Genomic DNA, 19,862 nt, shown 5'->3' on the forward strand with positions numbered 1-19,862 from the left:
GCCCTCCCCAGGACGCCGGCAGCCGAAAGGCGCGGTGGCCGTCGCCTTGATCACCCCTTGGTTGTCCCCACAACCAGGCCCAACAGACCGACTCTACCCAGCAATCTCTGTCCCCGGCATCCACTCGCCCCCAGGGGTAGGCTCTCGATCTTGGGCGCGCGGTTCCCGGAGCAAGGAGGAGAGATGACACGTCCCGTCACCGTCGTCACGGGCGGCAGCCGGGGGATCGGCGCGGCGACCTGCCGGCGGCTCGCCGCGGACGGGCACGACCTCGTCCTCGGATACGTCCGTGCCGCCGAGGCCGCGGAGTCGGTGGCCCGGCAGGTGCGCGAGGCGGGCGCCCGCTGTGAGACCGTCCACGGCGACACCTCCGTCGAGGCGGATGTGGAGCGACTGTTCGAGGTGGCCGAGACGCGACTCGGCCCGGTGACCGGGCTGGTCAACAACGCGGCCGTGACCGGACCGCTCGGGCGGCTGGCGGACACCTCCACCGACGTGCTGCGCCGGGTCGTGGACGTCAACCTGATGGGCACGCTGCTGTGTTCACGCCGGGCCGCGCGGTCGATGACCGAGGGCGGGGCGATCGTCAACGTGTCGTCCGGTGCGGCGACCCTTGGCAGCCCCGGCGAGTACGTCCACTACGCGGCCACCAAGGCCGCCGTCGACGCCCTGACCGTGGGCCTCGCCAAGGAGCTGGGCCCGGACGGCGTACGGGTCAACGCGGTCGCTCCGGGCGTCGTCGACACCGAGATGCACGCGGAGATGGGCGACCCGGACCGCGCCCACCGGATGGCCGCGGCCGTTCCGCTGCGCCGCCCAGGGCGGGCCGAGGAGATCGCGGCGGCCATCGCCTGGCTGCTGTCACCAGAGGCGTCGTACACCACGGGGGCGGTGCTGCGGGTGGCCGGCGGGCGCTGAGCACGCGCACCCGGGCCCGCCCGTCACGCCGCCTCCACCACCTCACCGCGGATGGCCTCCGCCCACTCGACGACCAGCAGTTCGTACTCCGCGCGCTCCGGCACCGACAGGGTGCCGCCGGCGCGCAGCCACAGGGCGCGGATCTGCTCGTTGACCTCGGCAGCGGACCGCACGGAACCACGGGAGAGCACATCGGGGGACATGCGGGCAAGCCTAGGGGCAAGCACTGACACTGCGCTACCGCGCGGCTACGCGGACGGTATGGGCTTGGTCACCGCCGAGGCCGCGCGCGACGCCCGGCGCGCCCGCGGCGGTGACGGCCGCCGCGCGGGTCGGCCCAGCCCAGGCGGCATATGCCGGGCGGGTCGGGCCGGTCCGCGGGGCGCGCGTCGCGGGCTCGCGGATGTCCGAAACAGCGCGGGCGGGCCAGGCGGTCGGGTGCCGGCGGTCAGGCGCCGACGGCCGGGCGCCGGCGGCCGGACGCCGGCGCTCAGGGTGCTGACGGTCAGGTGCAGGCCGGCGCGGTCACCGGCCCTGAGACGGTCCAGCCCGGTGCCTGGGGGTGGGCCGTCAGGTCCTCGTGACGCACGTTCTCGCCACAGGCCGAGCAGGTGACCGCCGGCATCAGCTCGTGCCCGCAGACGTGCTCGATCACCATGGGGCGGTCGGCCGCTGTGCGCAGATGGCGGTCGCCCCAGGCCATCAGCGTCATCAGCACCGGCTCCAGCTCCAGGCCGGCCCGCGTGGGCCGGTACTCGTAGCGCTGCGGCCGTTCGCTGTAGGCGCGCTTGGTGAGGATCCCGGCGTCGGTGAGTCGCCGCAGCCGGGTGGCCAGGACGTCGCGCGGAGCGCCGGTGTTGCGCACCAGTTGGTCGAAGCGGCCGTTGCCCAGGCACACCTCCCGCAGGACCAGCAGGGAGTACTTCTCGCCGACCAGCGCGAGGGCGTCGGCGATGGAGCAGGGGCGCGGGTCTTTCTGGGCGGCCATGACGGCCAGTCTAGGGGCGTGGGGAGGCCGTGTTCCGTAGTGGGTTTGATTTTCCAACTCACGGGGCTATGGTGAGTTTGGATTTCCTACTCACTGGTAGTCGCCGGCGACCTCACGCCGGCCGTCGCGGGAGGCCCGCCCCATGCGAGACGCAGTCGTCGTCGAAGCCGTACGCACCCCCATCGGCAAGGGAAAGCCGACCGGCTCCCTGGCCCACGTCCACCCCGTGCGGCTCCTCGCGCACGCCCTGCGCAGCCTCGTCGAGCGCTCAGGGGTCGATCCGGCCCTGATCGACGATGTCATCGGCGGCACCGTCGACCAGGTCGGCGAGCAGGCCATGAACACGACCCGCTACGCACTCCTTTCGGCAGGCTTCCCCGAGACCGTCCCGGCGACCACCGTGGACCGCCAGTGCGGCTCCTCCCAGCAGGCCGTGCACTTCGCCGCCCAGGGCGTCATGTCGGGGGCGTACGACCTCGTCGTGGCCTGCGGGGTGGAGTCGATGAGCCGGGTGCCGATGTGGTCCAACGTGACCCACGGCTCGGACCCGTTCGGGCCCGGCATCGCCGAGCGCTACCCCGAGGGACTCGTGCCGCAGGGCATCAGCGCCGAACTCATCGCCGCCAAGTGGTCCCTCACCCGCGCGCGGATGGACGAGTTCGCGGCGACCTCGCACCACAAGGCCGCCGCCGCGTGGGAGGCCGGCCTGTTCGACGCCCAGGTCGCGCCGCTGGACGGCGTCTCACGCGACGAGTGCGTACGGCCCGGCACCACCCCGGAGATCCTCGCCGGCCTCAAGCCCGCCTACCACGACCCCGGCTTCGCCGAGCGCTTCCCGCAGATCGAGTGGAACATCACCGCGGGCAACGCCAGCCCCGTCAACGACGGCGCCTCCGCCGTCCTGATCACCTCCAGCGACACCGCGGCCCGCCTCGGGCTGCGCCCGCTCGCCCGCCTGCACAGCTTCGCCGTCACCGGTTCCGACCCGCTGCTGATGCTCACCGGCGTCGTACCGGCCACCGAGAAAGTGCTGCGCCGCGCGGGACTGACCCTGGACGACATCGACCTGTTCGAGGTCAACGAGGCCTTCGCCGCCGTGGTCCTGGCCTGGCAGCAGGAGACCGGCGCCGACCTCGCCCGGCTCAACGTCCACGGCGGCGCCATCGCCCTCGGCCACCCCCTGGGCGCCAGCGGCACCCGGCTCACCACCACCCTGGTCCACGCGATGCGCGAACGCGGCGCCCGCTACGCCCTGCAGACAATGTGCGAGGCGGGAGGACTCGCCAACGCCCTGATCCTCGAAGGAGTCTGAGCCAGAGAAGCCCTAGAAGCCCTCGCCGGCCCGGCGAGTCCATAACGGCGGCCGGCCCGACGGGCCGTCAGCGGTCCCGCAGGTGGTGGCGCTTGCGCCAGGCCACCACCACGCCGGACAGCGCCGGTACGGCGATACAGGCCAGCGCGATCAGGAAGGCCGGCGAGGTCGGGGCCGAGGCGCGGGCCCCGGCGACCGCGTACGCGGCGGTGTTCGGGATCGAGCCGAGCCCCGTGGCCACCAGGAACGGCAGCCAGCCCATCCGGGAGACCGCCGCACAGTAGTTGGCCGCGCAGAACGGCACCCCCGGGAACAGCCGGACCGCCAGCATGGAGCGGAAACCGTGCCGGCTGAGCTGCCCGTCGGCCGCCCGCAGCCAGCGCCCGCGCAGCAGCGGGCGCAGCGCGTCCTGCCCGAGCACCCGGCCCAGACCGAACGCCACACCCGCGCCGAGTACAGTGCCCGCCAGCGCGGTTCCCAGCCCGAGCTGTGAGCCGAACAACGCGCCCGCCGCCAGGTTCAGCAGCGGTCTCGGCACGAACGCCACCGTGCACAGCCCGTACGCCACCGCGAACACCAGCGCCGCCGCGGCACCGCTGAGCTGCGGCGGCCAGCCGTGCGTCAGCAGCCGCTGCGGCTCGAACAGCAGCACGCACACGCCGGCGCCCGCGAGGAGCGTCAGCAGCAGCGTCAGCCGGGCGTACGGCGACATGAGCGCGCGCGTGCAGCGCACGGCCAGGGCCGGTGGGAGTGCGCCGGCCGGCTGCGTGGCGGTGGCCCGGGGAGAGGCCGTGGCGGTGCCCCCAGAGCGGTTGGGTGCATCGAGCATTCGGTGACATTAACCGACGAACGTGTGTGATCGCCGTATGGTCGTCCCATGACCGTCACCGGGGCGGCCCCGCCGACCGTGCCGCACAGCGTGCTCGCCGACACCGTCGTACCGAGGGTGGCCGACGTGTACGCCGCCGCCGCGGACCCCGGGCGGGCCGGGGCCATGCGCGCCTACATGAAGGACGTCGCCCCCTTCCTGGGCATCCCCACGCCCGCCCGCCGGGCCCTGACCCGCACGGTGCTGGCCGGCACCCCGCGTCCCGGCGAGGCCGACTGCACGGCGATCGCCCTGCGCTGCTGGGCACTGCCCGAGCGCGAGTACCACTACTTCGCCGTCGACTACCTGCGCCGCCATGTGCCCCGCTGCTCCTCGGACTTCCTGCCCGTGGCCAGGCACCTCGTCACCACCGTGCCCTGGTGGGACACCGTCGACCTGCTCGCCGCCCATGTCGTCGGCCCGCTCGTCACGGCCGACCCGGCGCTCGCCGCCGTCATGGACACCTGGATCACCGACGACGACCTGTGGCTCGTGCGCACGGCCCTGCTGCACCAGCTCCGCCACAAGCAACGCACCGACACCGAGCGGCTGTTCGCCTACTGCCTGCTGCAGTCCGGGCACCCCGACTTCTTCGTCCGCAAGGCCATCGGCTGGTCCTTGCGCGAGTACGCCAAGAGCGACCCGGAGGCGGTACGGGGGTTCCTGGCGCGGGAGCGTGGCCGGTTCGCGCCGCTGACGGTCCGCGAGGCGCTGAAGAACATCGGCGCCTGAACACCCTCTTCGGGGCGCGGAGACCGGTGACGCGGAGATCGGTGGCGCGGAGATCGGTGGCGCGGAGACGGGTGGCGCGGAGACGGGTGGCTCGGAAAACCATTCGACGCCGGACGGGCCGTCGGCCATGATCAGTGGCATGTTCCGGTACGCCTTCCTCCTCGCAGCATCCGCAGTCGCGGATGCGCCGAAGGCTGCCGTCCCGATCCTCGTGGCCGCTGTCGACGGCGCCCGAAGCTGACCCTCTCCGGACTGTCCGGCGGACCCCGCAAGGGGAGGGTCGGCGAGTTCCCGGGGTCCGGCGATCTTCCTCACGACAGCAGAGACTTCGAGGTACACCCATGTCCAAAACGGCATTCGTGCGCACCAAACCGCATCTGAACATCGGCACCATGGGCCACGTCGACCACGGCAAGACCACCCTGACCGCCGCCATCACCAAGGTGCTGGCCGAGCGCGGCACCGGCACCTTCGTGCCGTTCGACCGCATCGACCGCGCCCCGGAGGAGGCCGCCCGCGGCATCACCATCAACATCGCGCACGTCGAGTACGAGACCGACACCCGGCACTACGCCCACGTCGACATGCCGGGCCACGCCGACTACGTGAAGAACATGGTCACCGGCGCCGCCCAGCTCGACGGAGCGATCCTCGTCGTCTCCGCGCTGGACGGGATCATGCCGCAGACCGCGGAACACGTGCTGCTCGCCCGGCAGGTGGGCGTCGACCACATCGTCGTCGCGCTCAACAAGGCCGACGCGGGCGACGAGGAGCTGACGGACCTCGTCGAGCTGGAGGTCCGCGACCTGCTCACCCAGCAGGGCTATCCGGGCGAGGCGGTCCCTGTCGTACGGGTCTCCGGGCTGAAGGCCCTGGAGGGCGACCCGCGCTGGACCGCGTCGATCGACGCGCTGCTCGACGCGGTCGACACGTACGTGCCGATGCCCGAGCGGTACCTGGACGCGCCGTTCCTGCTCCCGGTGGAGAACGTGCTCACCATCACCGGGCGGGGCACGGTCGTCACCGGCGCCGTGGAGCGCGGCAGGCTCCGCCCGGGGGACCGGGTGGAGGTGCTCGGCGCCGGGCTGGAGAGCGTGGTCACCGGCCTGGAGACCTTCGGCAAGCCGATGGACGAGGCGCAGGCCGGCGACAACGTGGCCGTGCTGCTGCGGGGCGTGCCGCGGGACGCGGTCCGTCGCGGGCACGTCGTGGCGGCGCCGGGGAGCGTGGTGCCGGCCCGGCGGTTCTCGGCGCGGGTGTATGTGCTGGGGGCCTCTGAGGGCGGTCGTACGACGCCGGTGTCGACCGGCTACCGGCCGCAGTTCTACATCCGTACGGCGGATGTGGTGGGGGACGTCGACCTCGGCGAGGTGGCCGTGGCCCGGCCTGGCGAGACGGTCGAGATGAGGGTCGAGCTGGGGCGGGAGGTGCCGCTGGAGCCGGGGCTGGGGTTCGCGATCCGTGAGGGGGGTCGGACGGTCGGTGCGGGGACGATCACCTCTGTGGGTTGACGGTCACCTCCGGCCGTGAGTGGTTCAGGTGCGTGGGGGACTGCGGGCCGGCTGTGGCTGGTCGCGCAGTTCCCCGCGCCCCTTGGGTGGGCTTGTGTGCCCGGCGTTCGAACGGCTCGGCTTGGTCGTGGCACAGCTACGGCGGGCGGGACAATGAGGGCGTGAGTGGAGCCAATGCTGTCGGTCGTGCCGTTGATGGTGGGTTTGCCAAGTTGATGCCCGATGTGGATCGGGAGCGGGCGTGGCTGTTGACTGTGGACGGGGCGCCGCAGTCGTATGTCGATCTCGACGACCCGACGCATCTGGAGTTCGAGTACGCGCGGCGGCTCGGGCATGTGCTGGACGGTCTGGACGGGCCCGGGCGGCCGCTGGACGTGCTGCACCTGGGTGGGGGAGCGCTCACGCTGCCGCGGTACGTGGCCGCCACCCGGCCCGGCTCCCGGCAGGACGTCGTCGAGGCCGACCACGCCCTGCTGGACCTGGTCGCCGAGCACCTGCCGCTGCCGCCGGGTTCGGACGTCGCGCTGCACGCGGCGGACGCCCGGGCCTGGCTGGAGTCCGCGCCCGACGACTCCGCCGACGTGCTGATCGCCGACGTCTTCGGCGGCTCACGCGTCCCCGCGCACCTGACCTCGCTCGCCTACGCCCGCGAGGCCGAGCGGGTCCTGCGCCCCGGGGGCGTCTATCTGGCCAACCTGGCGGACTCGGCGCCGTTCGCCTTCCTGCGCTCCCAACTCGCCAACCTCGCCGCCGTGTTCGACGAGCTGGTGTTGATCGCGGAGCCCGGAGTGCTGCGCGGCCGACGGTTCGGCAACGCGGTGCTCGCCGCGTCCCACCGGCCTCTCGACACCGCCGTGCTGGCCCGCCGTACCGCCTCCGACGTCTTCCCCGCCCGCGTCGAACACGGCGAGACACTGCGGGAGTTCATCGGCTCGGCCCGGACCGTCGGGGACGCCGACGCCGTCCCGTCACCCGAGCCGCCCGACGGGGCGTTCGGCATCGGATGACGGGCCGGCCCCGGCGACCGGGTCAGCTGGCCGTGGGGTCGCCGTGGAGGCGCACGGTGCTGAGGATCGTCATGATCGTCTTGGTGTCGACTTCCTTGTCCACGCCCTTGGCACCGTAGAAGTTCCACGACACGATGTCGCCGGCCGAGTTCTTGAAGCCGAAGGTGAGCGCCTTGCCGTCGCTCGCGCACTTGCCCTTCTGCGGGGTGTGGCTCGACCGCGCCCAGGCGTAGGCGCCCTTCACGCCGGACTTCGTCGTGTAGTCCTTGGCCTTCTTGTCGTAGGTGATGCTCTTCTTGTCCGGCTGCGTGTAACCGCCGTACACCCACCACGGAACCTCGCGGACGGCCGCGTCGCCGGGGGTCTTCGCGCCGCTCTCGCCCTTCGTGCCGACCGCGGCCAGGGCCGTGTCCTCGGTCCTGCCGTCCTTGTCGCTGTCGGTGGTGCACCACTTCGGCATGAGCTGGGCCGGCGCGGACATCATGACGAGCGGCTTGCCGTCGTCGGACTTGTCGTCGGAGAAGCCGATGGAGGTGCCCGGCGTCTCCACCTCCCAGTCGGCGGGGACGTCGAACGCGGTGCCCCAGCGCGGGTTCACGACGACCTTCCAGCCCGGAATGGTGGGCTTCTCGGTCTCGTTGCCGCGCGGGTTGTCCCCCGAGCCGGTTGCGGTCGCCGTCGGCTTGGGCTTCGGCTTGGGCGCCTGGCTCGACTGCTGATTGTCCTTGCCGCTGTCGGCCTCGTCGTGCTTGGAGCCGCCGAGGACCAGATATCCGGTCACACCGGCGGCCACGACCACGGCCGTGGCCGCGATGATCGCGATCAGCTTGGTACGGCCGCCACCGCCTCCGCCCTGGGGCGGCTGCGGCGCCTGCGGGGCGCCGACCGGCGCGGCCGGTCCCCACTGCTGCTGCCCGTAGGGCTGCTGCGGCTGCTGCTGGTAGCCGGGCTGCTGATACGGATTCGGCTGCTGGTAACCCGGCTGCTGGTACGGGTTGTTCTGCGGGTTCTGCGCGCCCCCGGGCGGCTGCTCTCCTGGCCACATGGCGAGTAACCCTAGTCGGGCCTCGGACACGGTTCGGTCACCGCCCCTTGTCAGGGACGTACCGAAATCAGCCGGCGGGCGGGTCGTAGAGGCGCACCGTCCGCATGATCTCGCGCACCGTCGCGTCCGGAACCTCGTCGGAGACGCCCTTGACGCCGACGAACGACCAGGACAGCAGCGCGCCGTCGGGGTCCCGGAAAGCGAACGTCGTCGCCTTGCCGTCGGTGGTGCACTTGTTCTTCTTCACGACGCCGGACGACTGCGAGGTGACGACGCTTCCGGTGATGCCGGACGCCGTGGTGTACGACGTGACCGGTCCGGTCGTGACCTTCTTGCGGTCGGGCTGGGCGTAGTCGCCGTACACCCAGTTCGCCGAGTCGTCGCGGGCGGCCTGCGCGGGGCTCTTGGCCTTGGCGTTGCCGCGGGTCCCGGTGTTCGCGAGCGGGGTGTAGTCCGTCGTGCCGTCCTTGTCCGCGTCCGTGCCGCACCACTTGTCCTGAAAGACGGCGGGCGCCTTCATGCCGACCAGGATCTTCTCGCCGGGGGCGGAGTCGTCGGTGACGTAGGTGATCCAGTCCTTGGAGCGCACCTGCCAGGTCGGGGGGACGTCGAAGGCGATGTCCGTGTCCGGGTTCACGACCGTCTTCCAGCCCGCGATCGTCGGCTTCGGACCGCTGTCCGCCCCACGCGGATTGCCGCTCGCCGAGGTCTTCGGCGAGGCGGAGGTGCTCGGTGACGCCGTGGCCGTGGGGCCGGGCCCGGCCTGGTCGTCGCCCTTGCCGCCGAGGAGCACGAATCCGGTCACGCCGGCCGCGACGACGACGGCCGCCGCCGCGACGACGGCTACGACCTTGGTACGGCCACCTCCACCGCCCGGCGGCGGCGTCGGTGCGCCCGAGACGGGCTGGGGCCACGTGGCGGGGGGTTGCCGGTCCCCGTACGGGCCGGCCTGCTGGTAGCCGGGCTGTAGGTACGGGTTCTGCTGTTGGCCGCCGGGTGGCGGCTGGTCCCCTGGCCACATGAGCGGAAACGATACAGCGATCATGGGGCGGCCCTGGCCCCCCGTCCCTACTCGTGAGTAACATGACGGCATGAGCGCAGACCAGATGTCGATCGGCGACCTCCTCGCCGCCACCGTTCCCATGGCCCGGACCCTGAACCTGGAGTTCCTGGAGACCACCCCGGACCAGGCCGTGGTGTCCCTGCCGGACCAGGCCGACTACCACAACCACGTGGGCGGCCCGCACGCCGGCGCGATGTTCACGCTCGGTGAGTCCGCCAGCGGGGCGATCGTGCTGGCCGCGTTCGGGGAGCAGCTCTCGCGGGCCGTACCGCTGGCCGTGCGTGCCGAGATCGCCTACAAGAAGCTGGCCATGGGCGCCGTCACGGCGACCGCCACGCTCGGGCGCCCGGCCGCCGAGGTCGTCGCCGAGCTGGACGCGGGCCGGCGCCCCGAGTTCCCGGTGACGGTCGAGATCCGGCGCGCCGACGGCGCGATGACGGGCGAGATGACGGTCGTCTGGACGCTGCGGCCCAACAACGCGTGACGCGAGGGGTTTTGCGCCCGTCCCGGCCGGGGCGGGCGCGGCGGCCGGGGACGGGGCGGGCGCGGCGGTCGGGGCCGGGACGGGAAGTTGGAGATTTCGTGTGCCGGTGCGCCGTTGTCGCGCACAAGTCGACCGTTCCGCGACCGGCGTATCGCATATGAGTGCGGATACCTGCGGTAACTCTCGCGGAATTTCCCGGATGTGAAATCGAGTCAATCGAACTTCTTGTTTCCTCTGCGGCGCGTGTGCGAAGGTGAGCCTCCCCACAGGAGGGGCAAAGGCCCGTACCGGTAAGGCCTGCTGCCCTGAAGGTATGCACCAATCACACCCCGCTTTCCGACAGGACGCCCCTTTTCGCATGGCCTCCTGCGACGGGAAAGGAAATGGTTCCGTGCAGTCCCGCTACCCCCCACGCCCCCCGTATCCGCCTGACTCAGGACCGCTCCCGGGAGAGTCCGACCGCGATCTCGTCGCCCAGCTGACCGGCCCCGCCGACAGCCGCCACCACGCCGTCGCCCTGCTGCTGGCCCGGCACTGGCGCGCCACCTGCGACTACGCGGCCGTCTGCCTGGCCACCACCGGCCCCGCGGCCCAACTCGCGGCCACCACCGCCTTCCACCACGTGCTCGGCCGGCTGACCGGCGGCACGGTCCGCGGGGCGCTGCGCCCGCACCTGCTCGTGGCCGTCCGCGAGACCGTCCGCACCTGGGCCGCGGACGACGTCATCTGCGCGGTCGTGCCGGAATTGCGCAAACCCACCGGTGGTCGCGGTCTGCGCGCGGCCCCGCCCGGTACGGCCGAAAGACGACATCTCGCCGCGCGCGCATTCAGGGCCCTTCCGGACGCTTCCCAATGCCTGCTGTGGCATACCGAGGTCGAGGCCGAACCCATAAACATACCCGCTGGTCTGCTGGGGGTCGAGACCGCCGCAGCGGAGTCCGCTCTGGAGCGCGCCCGCGAGCAATTCCGTACCGTCTGCGTACGGGCCCACCGAGAACTCGCGCCCACCAAGGAATGCCGTTTCTACAACCGGCTCCTCGACGTCTCCCTCCGCCGCGGCAGCCCGCTGCTCGCCGATGTGGGGGAGCACCTGACGGCCTGCCGCCACTGCCGGCACGCCGCCGATCAACTCGGCCTCTTCGAGGGCGCCCTGGACATCCTGCTCGCCGAGGCCGTGCTCGGCTGGGGCGCCCGCCGCTACCTCGCCGCCCGGCCCGGCCGCGGCGCACCCGAGGCGTGGACCGCCACCGCATCGCGCACCCCCTACGGGGAACCCGCCGGCCGGCACCGCACGGCGGCCCTCGGCGGCCGGCGCACGGCCGTGGCCGTCGGCGTGGGACTGGCCTCGCTCGCCCTGCTCGCCACCGTGCTCGTGGTCAGAAGCTGGTCGGATGACAACGGTGTCCCCGGGCCACACGCCACCTGGGGCGCACCCGCCGGCCATGCCCCCCGTCCCGGCGCCTCCACGGGCGCCTCCACAGGCACCCGCACCGGCCCCGGCACCGGCGGGATCCGGCCGTCGGGTGCCGATTCGTCGGCAGCCTCGGCCGGGGAACCGGTCCCACTCGCCCGCGGCACCCTGCGGAACCTTGACTCCGGGCTCTGCCTGGACCTGCCGGGCGACGGAAGCCGGCCCGGTGCGGAGGTACGGGAGGCGGCCTGCTCGACCGCCGGATCGCAGCAGTGGACGTACCAGGACGACGGTCTGCTCCGCAGCGCCCTCGATCCCCTGCTGTGCCTGGCCGCAGACCCCGTGGCCCGGCGCGTCACGGTGGCCGGCTGCGTCGTGCACGCCGGGGAGGTGGTATACGACGTCACGGTGCGCGGCGAGATCCTGCTCCGCGGGCACAAGGGGCTCTCCCTCGCCGTCACACCCGGGCACGTGGTGGTCGCCCGGCGGAACGGGTCCCGCGAGCAGCGGTGGGCGCTGGGCCCTGGCCTCGACGGCCTGCCGGGGGACTCCGCCGCGCCGGACACCACGCGCCCGACGGCCACCGGGCCGACCGCCCCGGGCGACGGGAACGAGCCGCCCGGGGAGGACGCGCTTCCCGGGGCGAACGGGCGTGCCGGACGGGACCGCGGAAAGGCCGGACAGGGAACGGAGCGGTCGGGGCGGGGACCGGAGCGGCCGCGGCAGTGGTTCACGCCCCGGATCGCGCAGGCCGGTGCCGACGACACGGTCCGGGCCGGCGGTGGAGGCGATCCCGGCTCGGGTCTTACGGCGGCTGCGCCTGGCCCGGTGACCGCCGCCGTCTCCCCGGTCACGCGGGCGGTGGCCGCCGCGCCGGCGGCGGTGGGCACCCTCCTCGGCTGAGCCGGAATTGCTCCGATTTCCGGCACAGGGAGGGTGATTCGGCGACTGGCCGAATCGGTTCCCTCGCACGGCAAAAGGGCGCGAACTTATTGACCCGTCAGTAGGTACTCGCTACTTTCCGGTGGCCGCCTACCGAGTGTCCCGCCGCACCAGCCCCCCACCGTGCAGTCTTGCCGATTCTTCGGAGCGTCATGACCTCCCCTGCGCGCGCCCACGACCTGATCCTGTGCCTCACCCCGTTCGGCCGGCCCGACTCCCGGCTCGCCGCCGCCGCGTGCGCCGCCGGCGGGTTCGCGGTCCTCGACCTGGGCTGCGGCGACCGAAGATCCCGCGAGGAACTGGCCCGTTTGAGACACGCCGTCCGGGACCCCTTCGGTGTGCGGGTGGCGGGGCGCTGCGCCTTGCGCCCCGCCGACCTCGACGGTGCCCCCCACACGGTGGTCCTCGGACCCGACGCCCCCTGGACCGTCCCCGAAGTGGTGGGGGAGTACCGGGTGCTGGCCGAGGTCACGGACCTGGCGCAGGCCCGTGCGGCCCTGCGCGCGGGGGCTCACGGGCTGATCGCGCGCGGTGGCGAGAGCGGCGGCCTGGTCGGGGAGCACAGCACCTTCGTCCTCCTCCAACAGCTCCTGGCGGAAAACGAGTTGGACCTGCCGGTCTGGGCCTGTGGAGGCATCGGGCCACGCACGGCGGCGGCGGCCGTGGCGGGCGGCGCGGCCGGAGTCGTCCTCGACAGCCAGCTGGCCCTGCTCAGCGAGTCCCGGGTCCCTGAGGCGACGCGCACGGTGCTGCGGTCCCTGGACGGTTCGGAGACGGTACGACTCGCCGGTCACCGTGTCCTGCGCCGTCGCGGACCGGACACGCCGCCCGAGCCCACCGATCCCGGTGCGGTCGCGGATTTACTGGCCACGGGCGAGCTGCTGCCCGTCGGCCAGGACGGATTCCTCGCAGCCCGGTTCGCCGAGTGGTGGGGCGATGCGCGGGGTGCCGTACGGGGCATGAGGGCCGCTGTCGAGGAGGCACTCACCGCACAGCCCGATGCCGCCGAACCGCCCGGCACCCCCGCGTCACCGGCGCAGAAGCCCGCGAAGGGGCACCGGAATTCGCGTCTCGCGGAGCCGCTCAGGACGGCGCCGGTCGCCGGGTCCGAACCGGTCACCGAGGCTGAACCGGTCACCGAGGCTGAACCGGTCACCGGGGCCGAGCCATGCGACACGGCCGAACCACCCAGCGCACTCGAACCCCCTGCCGTCCCAGCCCCCGGCGCTGCCCTGCGGCCCGGGTCGGTGATGAGTCGGGCGTTGGGGACGCGGTTGGGGGTCGCGCAGGGGCCGATGACCCGGGTCAGTGATCAGGCGGGGTTCGCCGCGGCCGTCGCCGAGGCCGGGGCGCTGCCCTTTCTCGCGCTGGCCCTCGCCGACGGTGAGCGGGCCCGGGCCATGCTCACGGAGGCCCGTGCCGTGCTCGACGGGCGGCCCTGGGGCGTGGGCGTCCTCGGATTCGCACCCGAGGAGATCCGCGACGCCCAGGTGGAGGCCGTACGGGAACTCCGGCCCACGCACGCGATCATCGCGGGCGGACGCCCCGCGCAGGCCGCCGCGCTGGAGCGGGCCGGGATCAGTACGTATCTGCACGTCCCCTCGCCCGGGCTGCTGCGGCAGTTCCTGGCCGCCGGGGCGCGGAAGTTCGTGTTCGAGGGCTCCGAGTGCGGCGGGCACGTCGGACCACGGGCGTCCTTGCCCCTGTGGGAGGCCCAACTCGCCGTCCTGACGGACTTCTTGACCGAGGCCGAACCGGACACCGCCACTGGACTGGAAATCTTCTTCGCCGGCGGTATTCACGACGAGCGGTCCGCGGCGATGGTCGCCGCCCTCGCCCATCCCCTGACCGCGCGGGGTGCCGCCGTCGGCCTCCTCATGGGCACCGCCTACCTGTTCACCGAGGAAGCCGTCGAGCACGGGGCCATCCAGCCCCTCTTCCAGCAGCAGGTGCTGACCGCCACCACCACCGCGCTGCTGCGGACCGCACCCGGCCACGCCACCCGCTGCGTCCCCAGCGCCTTCACCGCCGACTACCGCGACCGGGAAGCCGCGTTACGCTCCGGCGACAGACCCGACCGCGAGGTGTGGGAGGCGCTGGAACGCCTCAACGTCGGCCGGCTGCGTGTCGCCAGCAAGGGCCTGGAGCGTGGCACGGACGGCCGGTTGACCACCGTCGATGAGGAACGCCAGCTCAGCGACGGAATGTTCATGGCCGGCGAGGTCGCCGTTTTGCGCTCGGTGACCACCACCCTCGCCGCCCTCCACCACGCCGTCACCGACGGCGCCGCCGACTTCCTCGCCGCACGGGCCACGCGGCCGGCCGCCCGCCGGCACGCCGCGGGGGAGCGCGAGCCCGAGCCGCCCGCGCCGCTCGACATCGCGATCGTCGGCATGGCCTGCATGTTCCCCGAGGCCCCCGACCTCGCCACCTTCTGGGCACACGTCGTCGCCGGACGCGACGCAGTGACCGAGGTGCCGCCCGACCGCTGGGACGCCGCCGCGCACCACGGCAGCACCGCCTCCACCTGGGGCGGCTTCCTGCCCCGCATCCCCTTCGACCCGCTGCGCTACGGCATTCCGCCCGCCTCCCTCGGCTGCATCGAGCCGGTCCAGCTGCTGTCGCTGGAGGCCGCCCGCCTCGCCCTCGACGACGCCGGATACGGCAGCGGCGGGAGGGAGTTCGACCGCGAGCGGACCTCCGTGGTCTTCGGCGCCGAGGCGGGCAGCGACCTGTCCAACGCCGTCACCCTGCGCGCCGTCCTCCCCTCGTACTACGGCACGGTCCCCGACGCCCTCGACGAGCAACTGCCCCGGCTGACCGAGGACTCCTTCCCCGGCATGCTCGCCAACGTCATCTCCGGCCGGATCGCCAACCGCCTGGACCTGGGCGGCGCCAACTTCACCGTGGACGCCGCCTGCGCCTCCTCCCTCGCCGCGCTCGACGTCGGCTGCAAGGAACTCGTCACCGGAACCAGCGACCTCGTGCTGTGCGGCGGTGCCGATCTGCACAACGGCATCAACGACTTCGTCCTGTTCTCCTCCGTGCACGCCCTCTCCCCGACCGGCCGCTCCCGCGCCTTCGACGCCTCCGCCGACGGCATCGCCCTGGGCGAGGGCGTGGCCTGCGTCGTCCTGAAGCGGCTCGCGGACGCCGAACGCGACGGCGACCGCGTGTACGGCGTGATCAAGGGCCTCGGCTCCTCCAGCGACGGCCGCTCTCTCGGGCTGACCGCACCCCGCCCCGAAGGACAGCGGGCCGCGCTGCTGCGGGCCTACCGCAACGCCGGAGTCTCGCCCGCCCAGGTCGGCCTGGTCGAGGCGCACGGCACCGGCACGGTCGTCGGCGACCGCACCGAACTCGCGGTGCTCACCGAGGTGTTCGGGGAGGCGGGCGCCGAACCCGGCCGCTGCGCCCTCGGCTCGGTCAAGTCGCAGATCGGGCACACCAAGTGCGCCGCCGGACTCGCGGGCCTGATCAAGACCACCCTCGCCCTGCACACCGGCATCACCCCGCCCACCCTGCACCTGGACCGCCCCAACCCCGCCTGGACGCAAGGTGACAGCCCCTTCGCCTTCCACACCCGGGCCCGGCCCTGGGCGTCACCCGCGCCCGAACGCCTCGCCGGGGTCAGCGCGTTCGGCTTCGGCGGAACCAACTTCCACGTGGTCCTCGCCGCGCACGACACCGCCGTACCGCCGCGCCAGACCCTGGACGCCTGGCCCGCCGAACTGTTCCTCTTCCGCGGCAAGGACGGGGCGGCCGCCCACCGGACCGTCGAGGAGATCCTCCGGGCCGCCGAATCCGGCACCCACGCCTGGCGGCTGCGCGACCTGGCCCTCGCCGCCGCCCACCGCGCGGACGCCTCCCACGATCCCGTGCGGGCGGCGGTCGTGGCCCGCGACGTGACCGAACTGACCGGCAAGCTGCGCCGCGTCCTCGCCGGGGAGAGAGACCCGGCGGAGGGAATCCATCTCGCAGCGGAGACCGCGCCCAGGGATACCGTGCCCGGGCACAGCGCGGCCGGGGACATCGCCCCCGGCGACACCGTCGCCGGGGCAGACCTCCACCGCGGCGACACCGCGCCCGGGAACACCGCGCCCGGGCACACCGCGCCCGGGAACACCGCGCCCGGGAACACCGCCCCCGGCGACACCGCCCCCGGGGCAGGCCTCCACCGTGGCGCCACTACGGCCGCCCCGCCCCCCGGCGGCAAGGTCGCCTTCCTCTTCCCCGGGCAGGGCAGCCAGCGCCCCGGGATGCTCGCCGACCTCCTGGTCACGCTGCCCGACCTGCGGCACTACCTCCACCTCGGCCGCGCGCACGCCGACACCGTGTACCCGCCGGCCGCCTTCGACGACACCACCCGGGAACAGCGCCGGGCCGCCCTCACCGACACCCGCGCCGCGCAGCCCGCACTCGGCATCACCGGACTCGCCGCCCACGCCTTCCTCACCGCGGCCGGCGTCCGCCCGGACATGGCGGCCGGGCACAGCTACGGCGAACTGGTCGCCCTGAGCGCGGCCGGCGCCCTCGACCCCCAGGCCCTGCTCGACCTGAGCACCGAGCGGGCGGCGGCGATCCTCGCGGCGGCGGGCGACGACCCCGGCACCATGGCCGCCGTCGGAGCCGCGGCCGAGGCCGTGACGGACGTCCTGCGCGACGTCGGTGTACTCGGACCGGTGGTCGTCGCCAACGTCAACTCGCCCGAGCAGACCGTCATCTCGGGCCCCACGGAACAGGTCGCGACCGCTGTCCGGCTGTTGCGCGAGGCAGGGTTCGGGGCCCGGCGCATCCCCGTCGCCTGCGCCTTCCACAGCCCTGTCGTCGCCGGCGCGGCGAAACGGTTCGCCGGGGCACTCGCCACCACGGCCGTCCGGACACCCGAGTTCCCCGTCTGGGCCAACCGCACGGCAGCCCCGTACCCGGCCGACCCCGACGGCGTGCGGGCCGAACTCGCCGCCCAGATCGGCGCGCCGGTCGCCTTCGCCGCCCAGATCGAGGCGATGTACGAGGCCGGTGCCCGCGTCTTCGTCGAGGCCGGCCCCGGACGGGTCCTCACCCGGCTCGTCGGACAGATCCTCGGTGACCGCCCGCACCGCACCGTCGCCGGCGAACCCGACGCCGACAGCGGACTCGCCGGCTGGCTCGACGCCCTCGCGCAACTCGCCGTGGCAGGACAGCCCGTGCGCACCGACTGGCTGTTCCAGGGCCGCGACGCCGTCGACGCCCTGCGTACCCCGGCACCCGCACGGCCCGGCTGGACGGTCGACGGACACCTCGTCCGCACCGCCGACGGCGCCCTTCTCCCCGGCGCCCTGGCACCGGCCCGACGCGTAGAGGAGACGACTGTGACGACGAACCAGCCGAACGGCACCCCGGCCGACCGGGACGCGCTGATCTCCGAATTCCTGCGCACCAGCCGCGAGATGATCGCCGCCCAGCGGGACGTGATGCTGACGTACTTCGGGGCGGTCCCGGGGACGGCGATTCCCGCTCCCGCCCCCAAGCCCGCCTTGCCACCGGTGCAACCCGTGGCCGAACAAGCACCGTTGCCCGAACCGGCCGCCTCGTCCGTTGCGGCAGCCGCGTCCGCCTCCTCCGCCCCGGCGGGAGCCGATGACGTGTCACGCGTGGTGCTGGACATCATCAGCGAGCGCACCGGCTACCCCGTCGACATGATCGAGCCCGACCTCGACCTGGAGGCCGACCTGAGCATCGACTCCATCAAGCGGGCCGAGATCGCCGGTGAACTCGCCCAGCGCCTCGGGATCGCCGGCGGCGCGGACCTCCTCGACGACACCGAGCTGGAGAACCTCGCCAAGGCCCGCACGGCGGCAGCGGTGACGGCCTGGCTGACAGAACGGATGAGCGGGGGAGCAGGGGCCGATCGGGACGAGGGCGGACCGCTGGACGGCGTGACCCCCGGCGGTCAGGGCGCCGCGTCGCCGGGCGGGCCGGCCGCGGGCCTCCGGGGCGGTTCCGCGTCAGACCCCGGGAAGCATAACCCTGGGGAACACAGCCCCCAGGACGCGCCCGACCGGACCGCCGGCGCCGCTCCGCCCGGGGCGGCCCCCGTGCGCTGCGAGCTGCGCCCGGTGCCGCTCCCTCCGCCAGACCCCACGGCCGACTCGGTCACCGTCCTTTCCGGCGGACGGTTCCTCCTCCTCGGCGACGCCGACGGCGCGGGCGACGGCGACGGCACCGCCGACGAGGTCACCGCCCGGCTCGTCGCCCACGGCGCCGACGCGGTGAGTGTCGACCAGGCGGCCCTGCTGACCGACGGGGGCGAGATCGCGGGCGCCGGGGAGATCACCGGCGTCCTGTACCTCGGTGCCCTGCCCGATCCGGGCCTGCCGGTGCTGCCGGAAGCCTTCCCCGTGCTGAAGGCGGCCCTCGCCCTGCGCCCGCGGCTGCTGCTCGCCGCCCGGCACGCCGACGGGGACGCGGCCCTGGGGTCGGCCGGGCTGCCGGGCCTGTTCCGCACCATCGCCCGCGAGTACCCGGACACCGTCGCCCGGCTGGTCACGGTGAGCGACCCGAGTCCGGCGGCCGTGGCCGACGCGCTGATCGCCGAGCTGCTCGCCCCGCAGCAGTCCGCCCCGGTCGTCCTGCGTCCGGCGCCCGGTGTCCGCCACGGACTGGAACTGGTGCCGGTGCCCCTGGGCCCGCTCGCCTCCACCGGTGCCGGCCCCGCCGGGGTCGGCGTGGCCGAGGCGGAGGCGCTCGGCCTGGACCGGGATTCCGTGGTTCTGCTCGTCGGCGGCGCCCGGGGCATCACCGCGCAGTGCGCCGTCGCACTCGCCGCCGCCTCCCGCTGCCGTATCGAGCTGGCCGGACGTACGCCCGCGCCCACCGCACCCGAGGACCCGGGGACGGCGGCCGCGCGTACTCCCGTCGAACTGCGCGCCGCCCTCGCCGCCGGCGGCACGCGGACACCGGCCGAGGTCAACCGGGACGCCGGACTCCTCCTCGCGCAACGGGAGATCCGGGCCACCCTCGCCGAACTCACCGCACTCGGCAGCGAGGCCCGCTACCGCTGCGTGGACTTCCGGGACCGGGACGCCGCGCTCCAGGCCGTCAAGGAGATCCACGCCGAGCACGGCCGGCTCGACGGTGTCGTCTTCGCCGCCGGGGTCATCGAGGACCGGTTGATCGCCGAGAAGACACCGGAGTCCTTCCTGCGCGTCTACGGCACCAAGACCACCGGCGCGGCGGCCCTGCTCGCCGCGCTGGAGGAACTGCCCGCCGGGCCCGCCTTCACCGTGCTGTTCGGCAGCGTGTCCGCCGTCCTCGGCAACCGGGGCCAGGCGGACTACGCCGCCGCCAACGACGCCCTGGAGACACTGGCCGCCGACTGGGCGGCCCGCACCGGGCACCGCGCGCTCACCGTCCACTGGGGACCGTGGGCACCCACCGGCACCCACACCGGCATGGTCAGCCCGGAACTCGGCCGCGAGTACGCCCGGCGCGGGGTGCGGCTCATCGACCCCGACGAGGGGACCGCCGCCCTGCTCAGGGAACTCGCCTGGGGTGATCCGTCGGCCCGTGCCGTCGTCTACACCGCGTCGGGCTGGTGAG

At 73.7% G+C, this 19,862-nt stretch carries 13 protein-coding genes; 8 read left to right on the plus strand and 5 right to left on the minus strand.

Annotation, left to right across the window (positions count from 1 at the left end):
* Positions 1-183 precede the first annotated feature (183 nt).
* Positions 184-918 carry an SDR family oxidoreductase gene (locus DBP14_RS30405; RefSeq protein ID WP_129310541.1) on the plus strand — a complete coding sequence of 245 codons (735 nt, stop codon included), beginning with the start codon at positions 184-186 and terminating at the stop codon, positions 916-918.
* 23 nt (positions 919-941) lie between these two features.
* On the opposite strand, the gene DBP14_RS30410 is transcribed toward DBP14_RS30405, so the two are convergent.
* Positions 942-1,121: a hypothetical protein gene (locus DBP14_RS30410; RefSeq protein ID WP_129310543.1), complete on the minus strand. Its 180-nt coding sequence runs from the start codon at positions 1,119-1,121 to the stop codon at positions 942-944.
* Between the two features lie 302 nt (positions 1,122-1,423).
* Complete coding sequence (locus tag DBP14_RS30415; protein ID WP_129310545.1) at positions 1,424-1,906, minus strand: helix-turn-helix domain-containing protein; 483 nt, start codon at positions 1,904-1,906, stop codon at positions 1,424-1,426.
* Positions 1,907-2,048: 142 nt separating this feature from the next.
* Here DBP14_RS30415 and DBP14_RS30420 point away from each other — a divergent pair, with 142 nt between their 5' ends.
* Positions 2,049-3,218: a thiolase family protein gene (locus DBP14_RS30420; protein WP_129310547.1), complete on the plus strand. Its 1,170-nt coding sequence runs from the start codon at positions 2,049-2,051 to the stop codon at positions 3,216-3,218.
* A 67-nt stretch (positions 3,219-3,285) separates the two neighbouring features.
* Here the strand turns inward: DBP14_RS30420 and DBP14_RS30425 are convergent, their stop codons facing one another.
* Entirely contained in the window at positions 3,286-4,047 is a 762-nt protein-coding gene (locus DBP14_RS30425; RefSeq protein WP_129310549.1) for a VTT domain-containing protein, read from the minus strand.
* Positions 4,048-4,095: 48 nt separating this feature from the next.
* On the opposite strand from DBP14_RS30425, the gene DBP14_RS30430 reads away from it, so the two are divergent.
* The 3 genes from DBP14_RS30430 to DBP14_RS30440 all read left to right on the plus strand — a co-directional run bounded on the left by DBP14_RS30430 (position 4,096) and on the right by DBP14_RS30440 (position 7,336).
* Entirely contained in the window at positions 4,096-4,818 is a 723-nt protein-coding gene (locus DBP14_RS30430; RefSeq protein WP_129310551.1) for a DNA alkylation repair protein, read from the plus strand.
* Positions 4,819-5,159: 341 nt separating this feature from the next.
* Positions 5,160-6,329, plus strand: a complete 1,170-nt coding sequence (tuf, locus tag DBP14_RS30435) for an elongation factor Tu (protein ID WP_129310553.1) — start codon at positions 5,160-5,162, stop codon at positions 6,327-6,329.
* Between the two features lie 215 nt (positions 6,330-6,544).
* Positions 6,545-7,336, plus strand: a complete 792-nt coding sequence (locus DBP14_RS30440) for a fused MFS/spermidine synthase (protein ID WP_129310555.1) — start codon at positions 6,545-6,547, stop codon at positions 7,334-7,336.
* A gap of 22 nt (positions 7,337-7,358) precedes the next feature.
* Here the strand turns inward: DBP14_RS30440 and DBP14_RS30445 are convergent, their stop codons facing one another.
* Positions 7,359-8,381 (minus strand): hypothetical protein, encoded by a 1,023-nt coding sequence (locus tag DBP14_RS30445; RefSeq protein ID WP_129310556.1) that lies wholly within the window; start codon positions 8,379-8,381, stop codon positions 7,359-7,361.
* A gap of 67 nt (positions 8,382-8,448) precedes the next feature.
* Positions 8,449-9,402, minus strand: coding sequence for a hypothetical protein (locus DBP14_RS30450; RefSeq protein WP_129310558.1), 954 nt, complete (start codon positions 9,400-9,402; stop codon positions 8,449-8,451).
* Positions 9,403-9,472: 70 nt separating this feature from the next.
* Between DBP14_RS30450 and DBP14_RS30455 the strand changes: the two genes are divergently transcribed.
* From DBP14_RS30455 to DBP14_RS30465, 3 genes are all read left to right on the plus strand, one after another.
* Entirely contained in the window at positions 9,473-9,928 is a 456-nt protein-coding gene (locus DBP14_RS30455; protein ID WP_206739384.1) for a DUF4442 domain-containing protein, read from the plus strand.
* A gap of 391 nt (positions 9,929-10,319) precedes the next feature.
* The gene (locus DBP14_RS30460; RefSeq protein ID WP_241741071.1) at positions 10,320-12,242 is read left to right on the plus strand and encodes an RICIN domain-containing protein; all 1,923 of its coding nucleotides are present in this window, start codon (positions 10,320-10,322) and stop codon (positions 12,240-12,242) included.
* A gap of 191 nt (positions 12,243-12,433) precedes the next feature.
* On the plus strand, positions 12,434-19,861 hold the full coding sequence (locus DBP14_RS30465) for a type I polyketide synthase (protein ID WP_129310561.1): 7,428 nt from the start codon (positions 12,434-12,436) through the stop codon (positions 19,859-19,861).
* Position 19,862: the final 1 nt, after the last annotated feature.

Origin of the sequence: Streptomyces sp. L2 (genome assembly GCF_004124325.1) — a bacterium.
GTDB lineage: Bacteria > Actinomycetota > Actinomycetes > Streptomycetales > Streptomycetaceae > Streptomyces.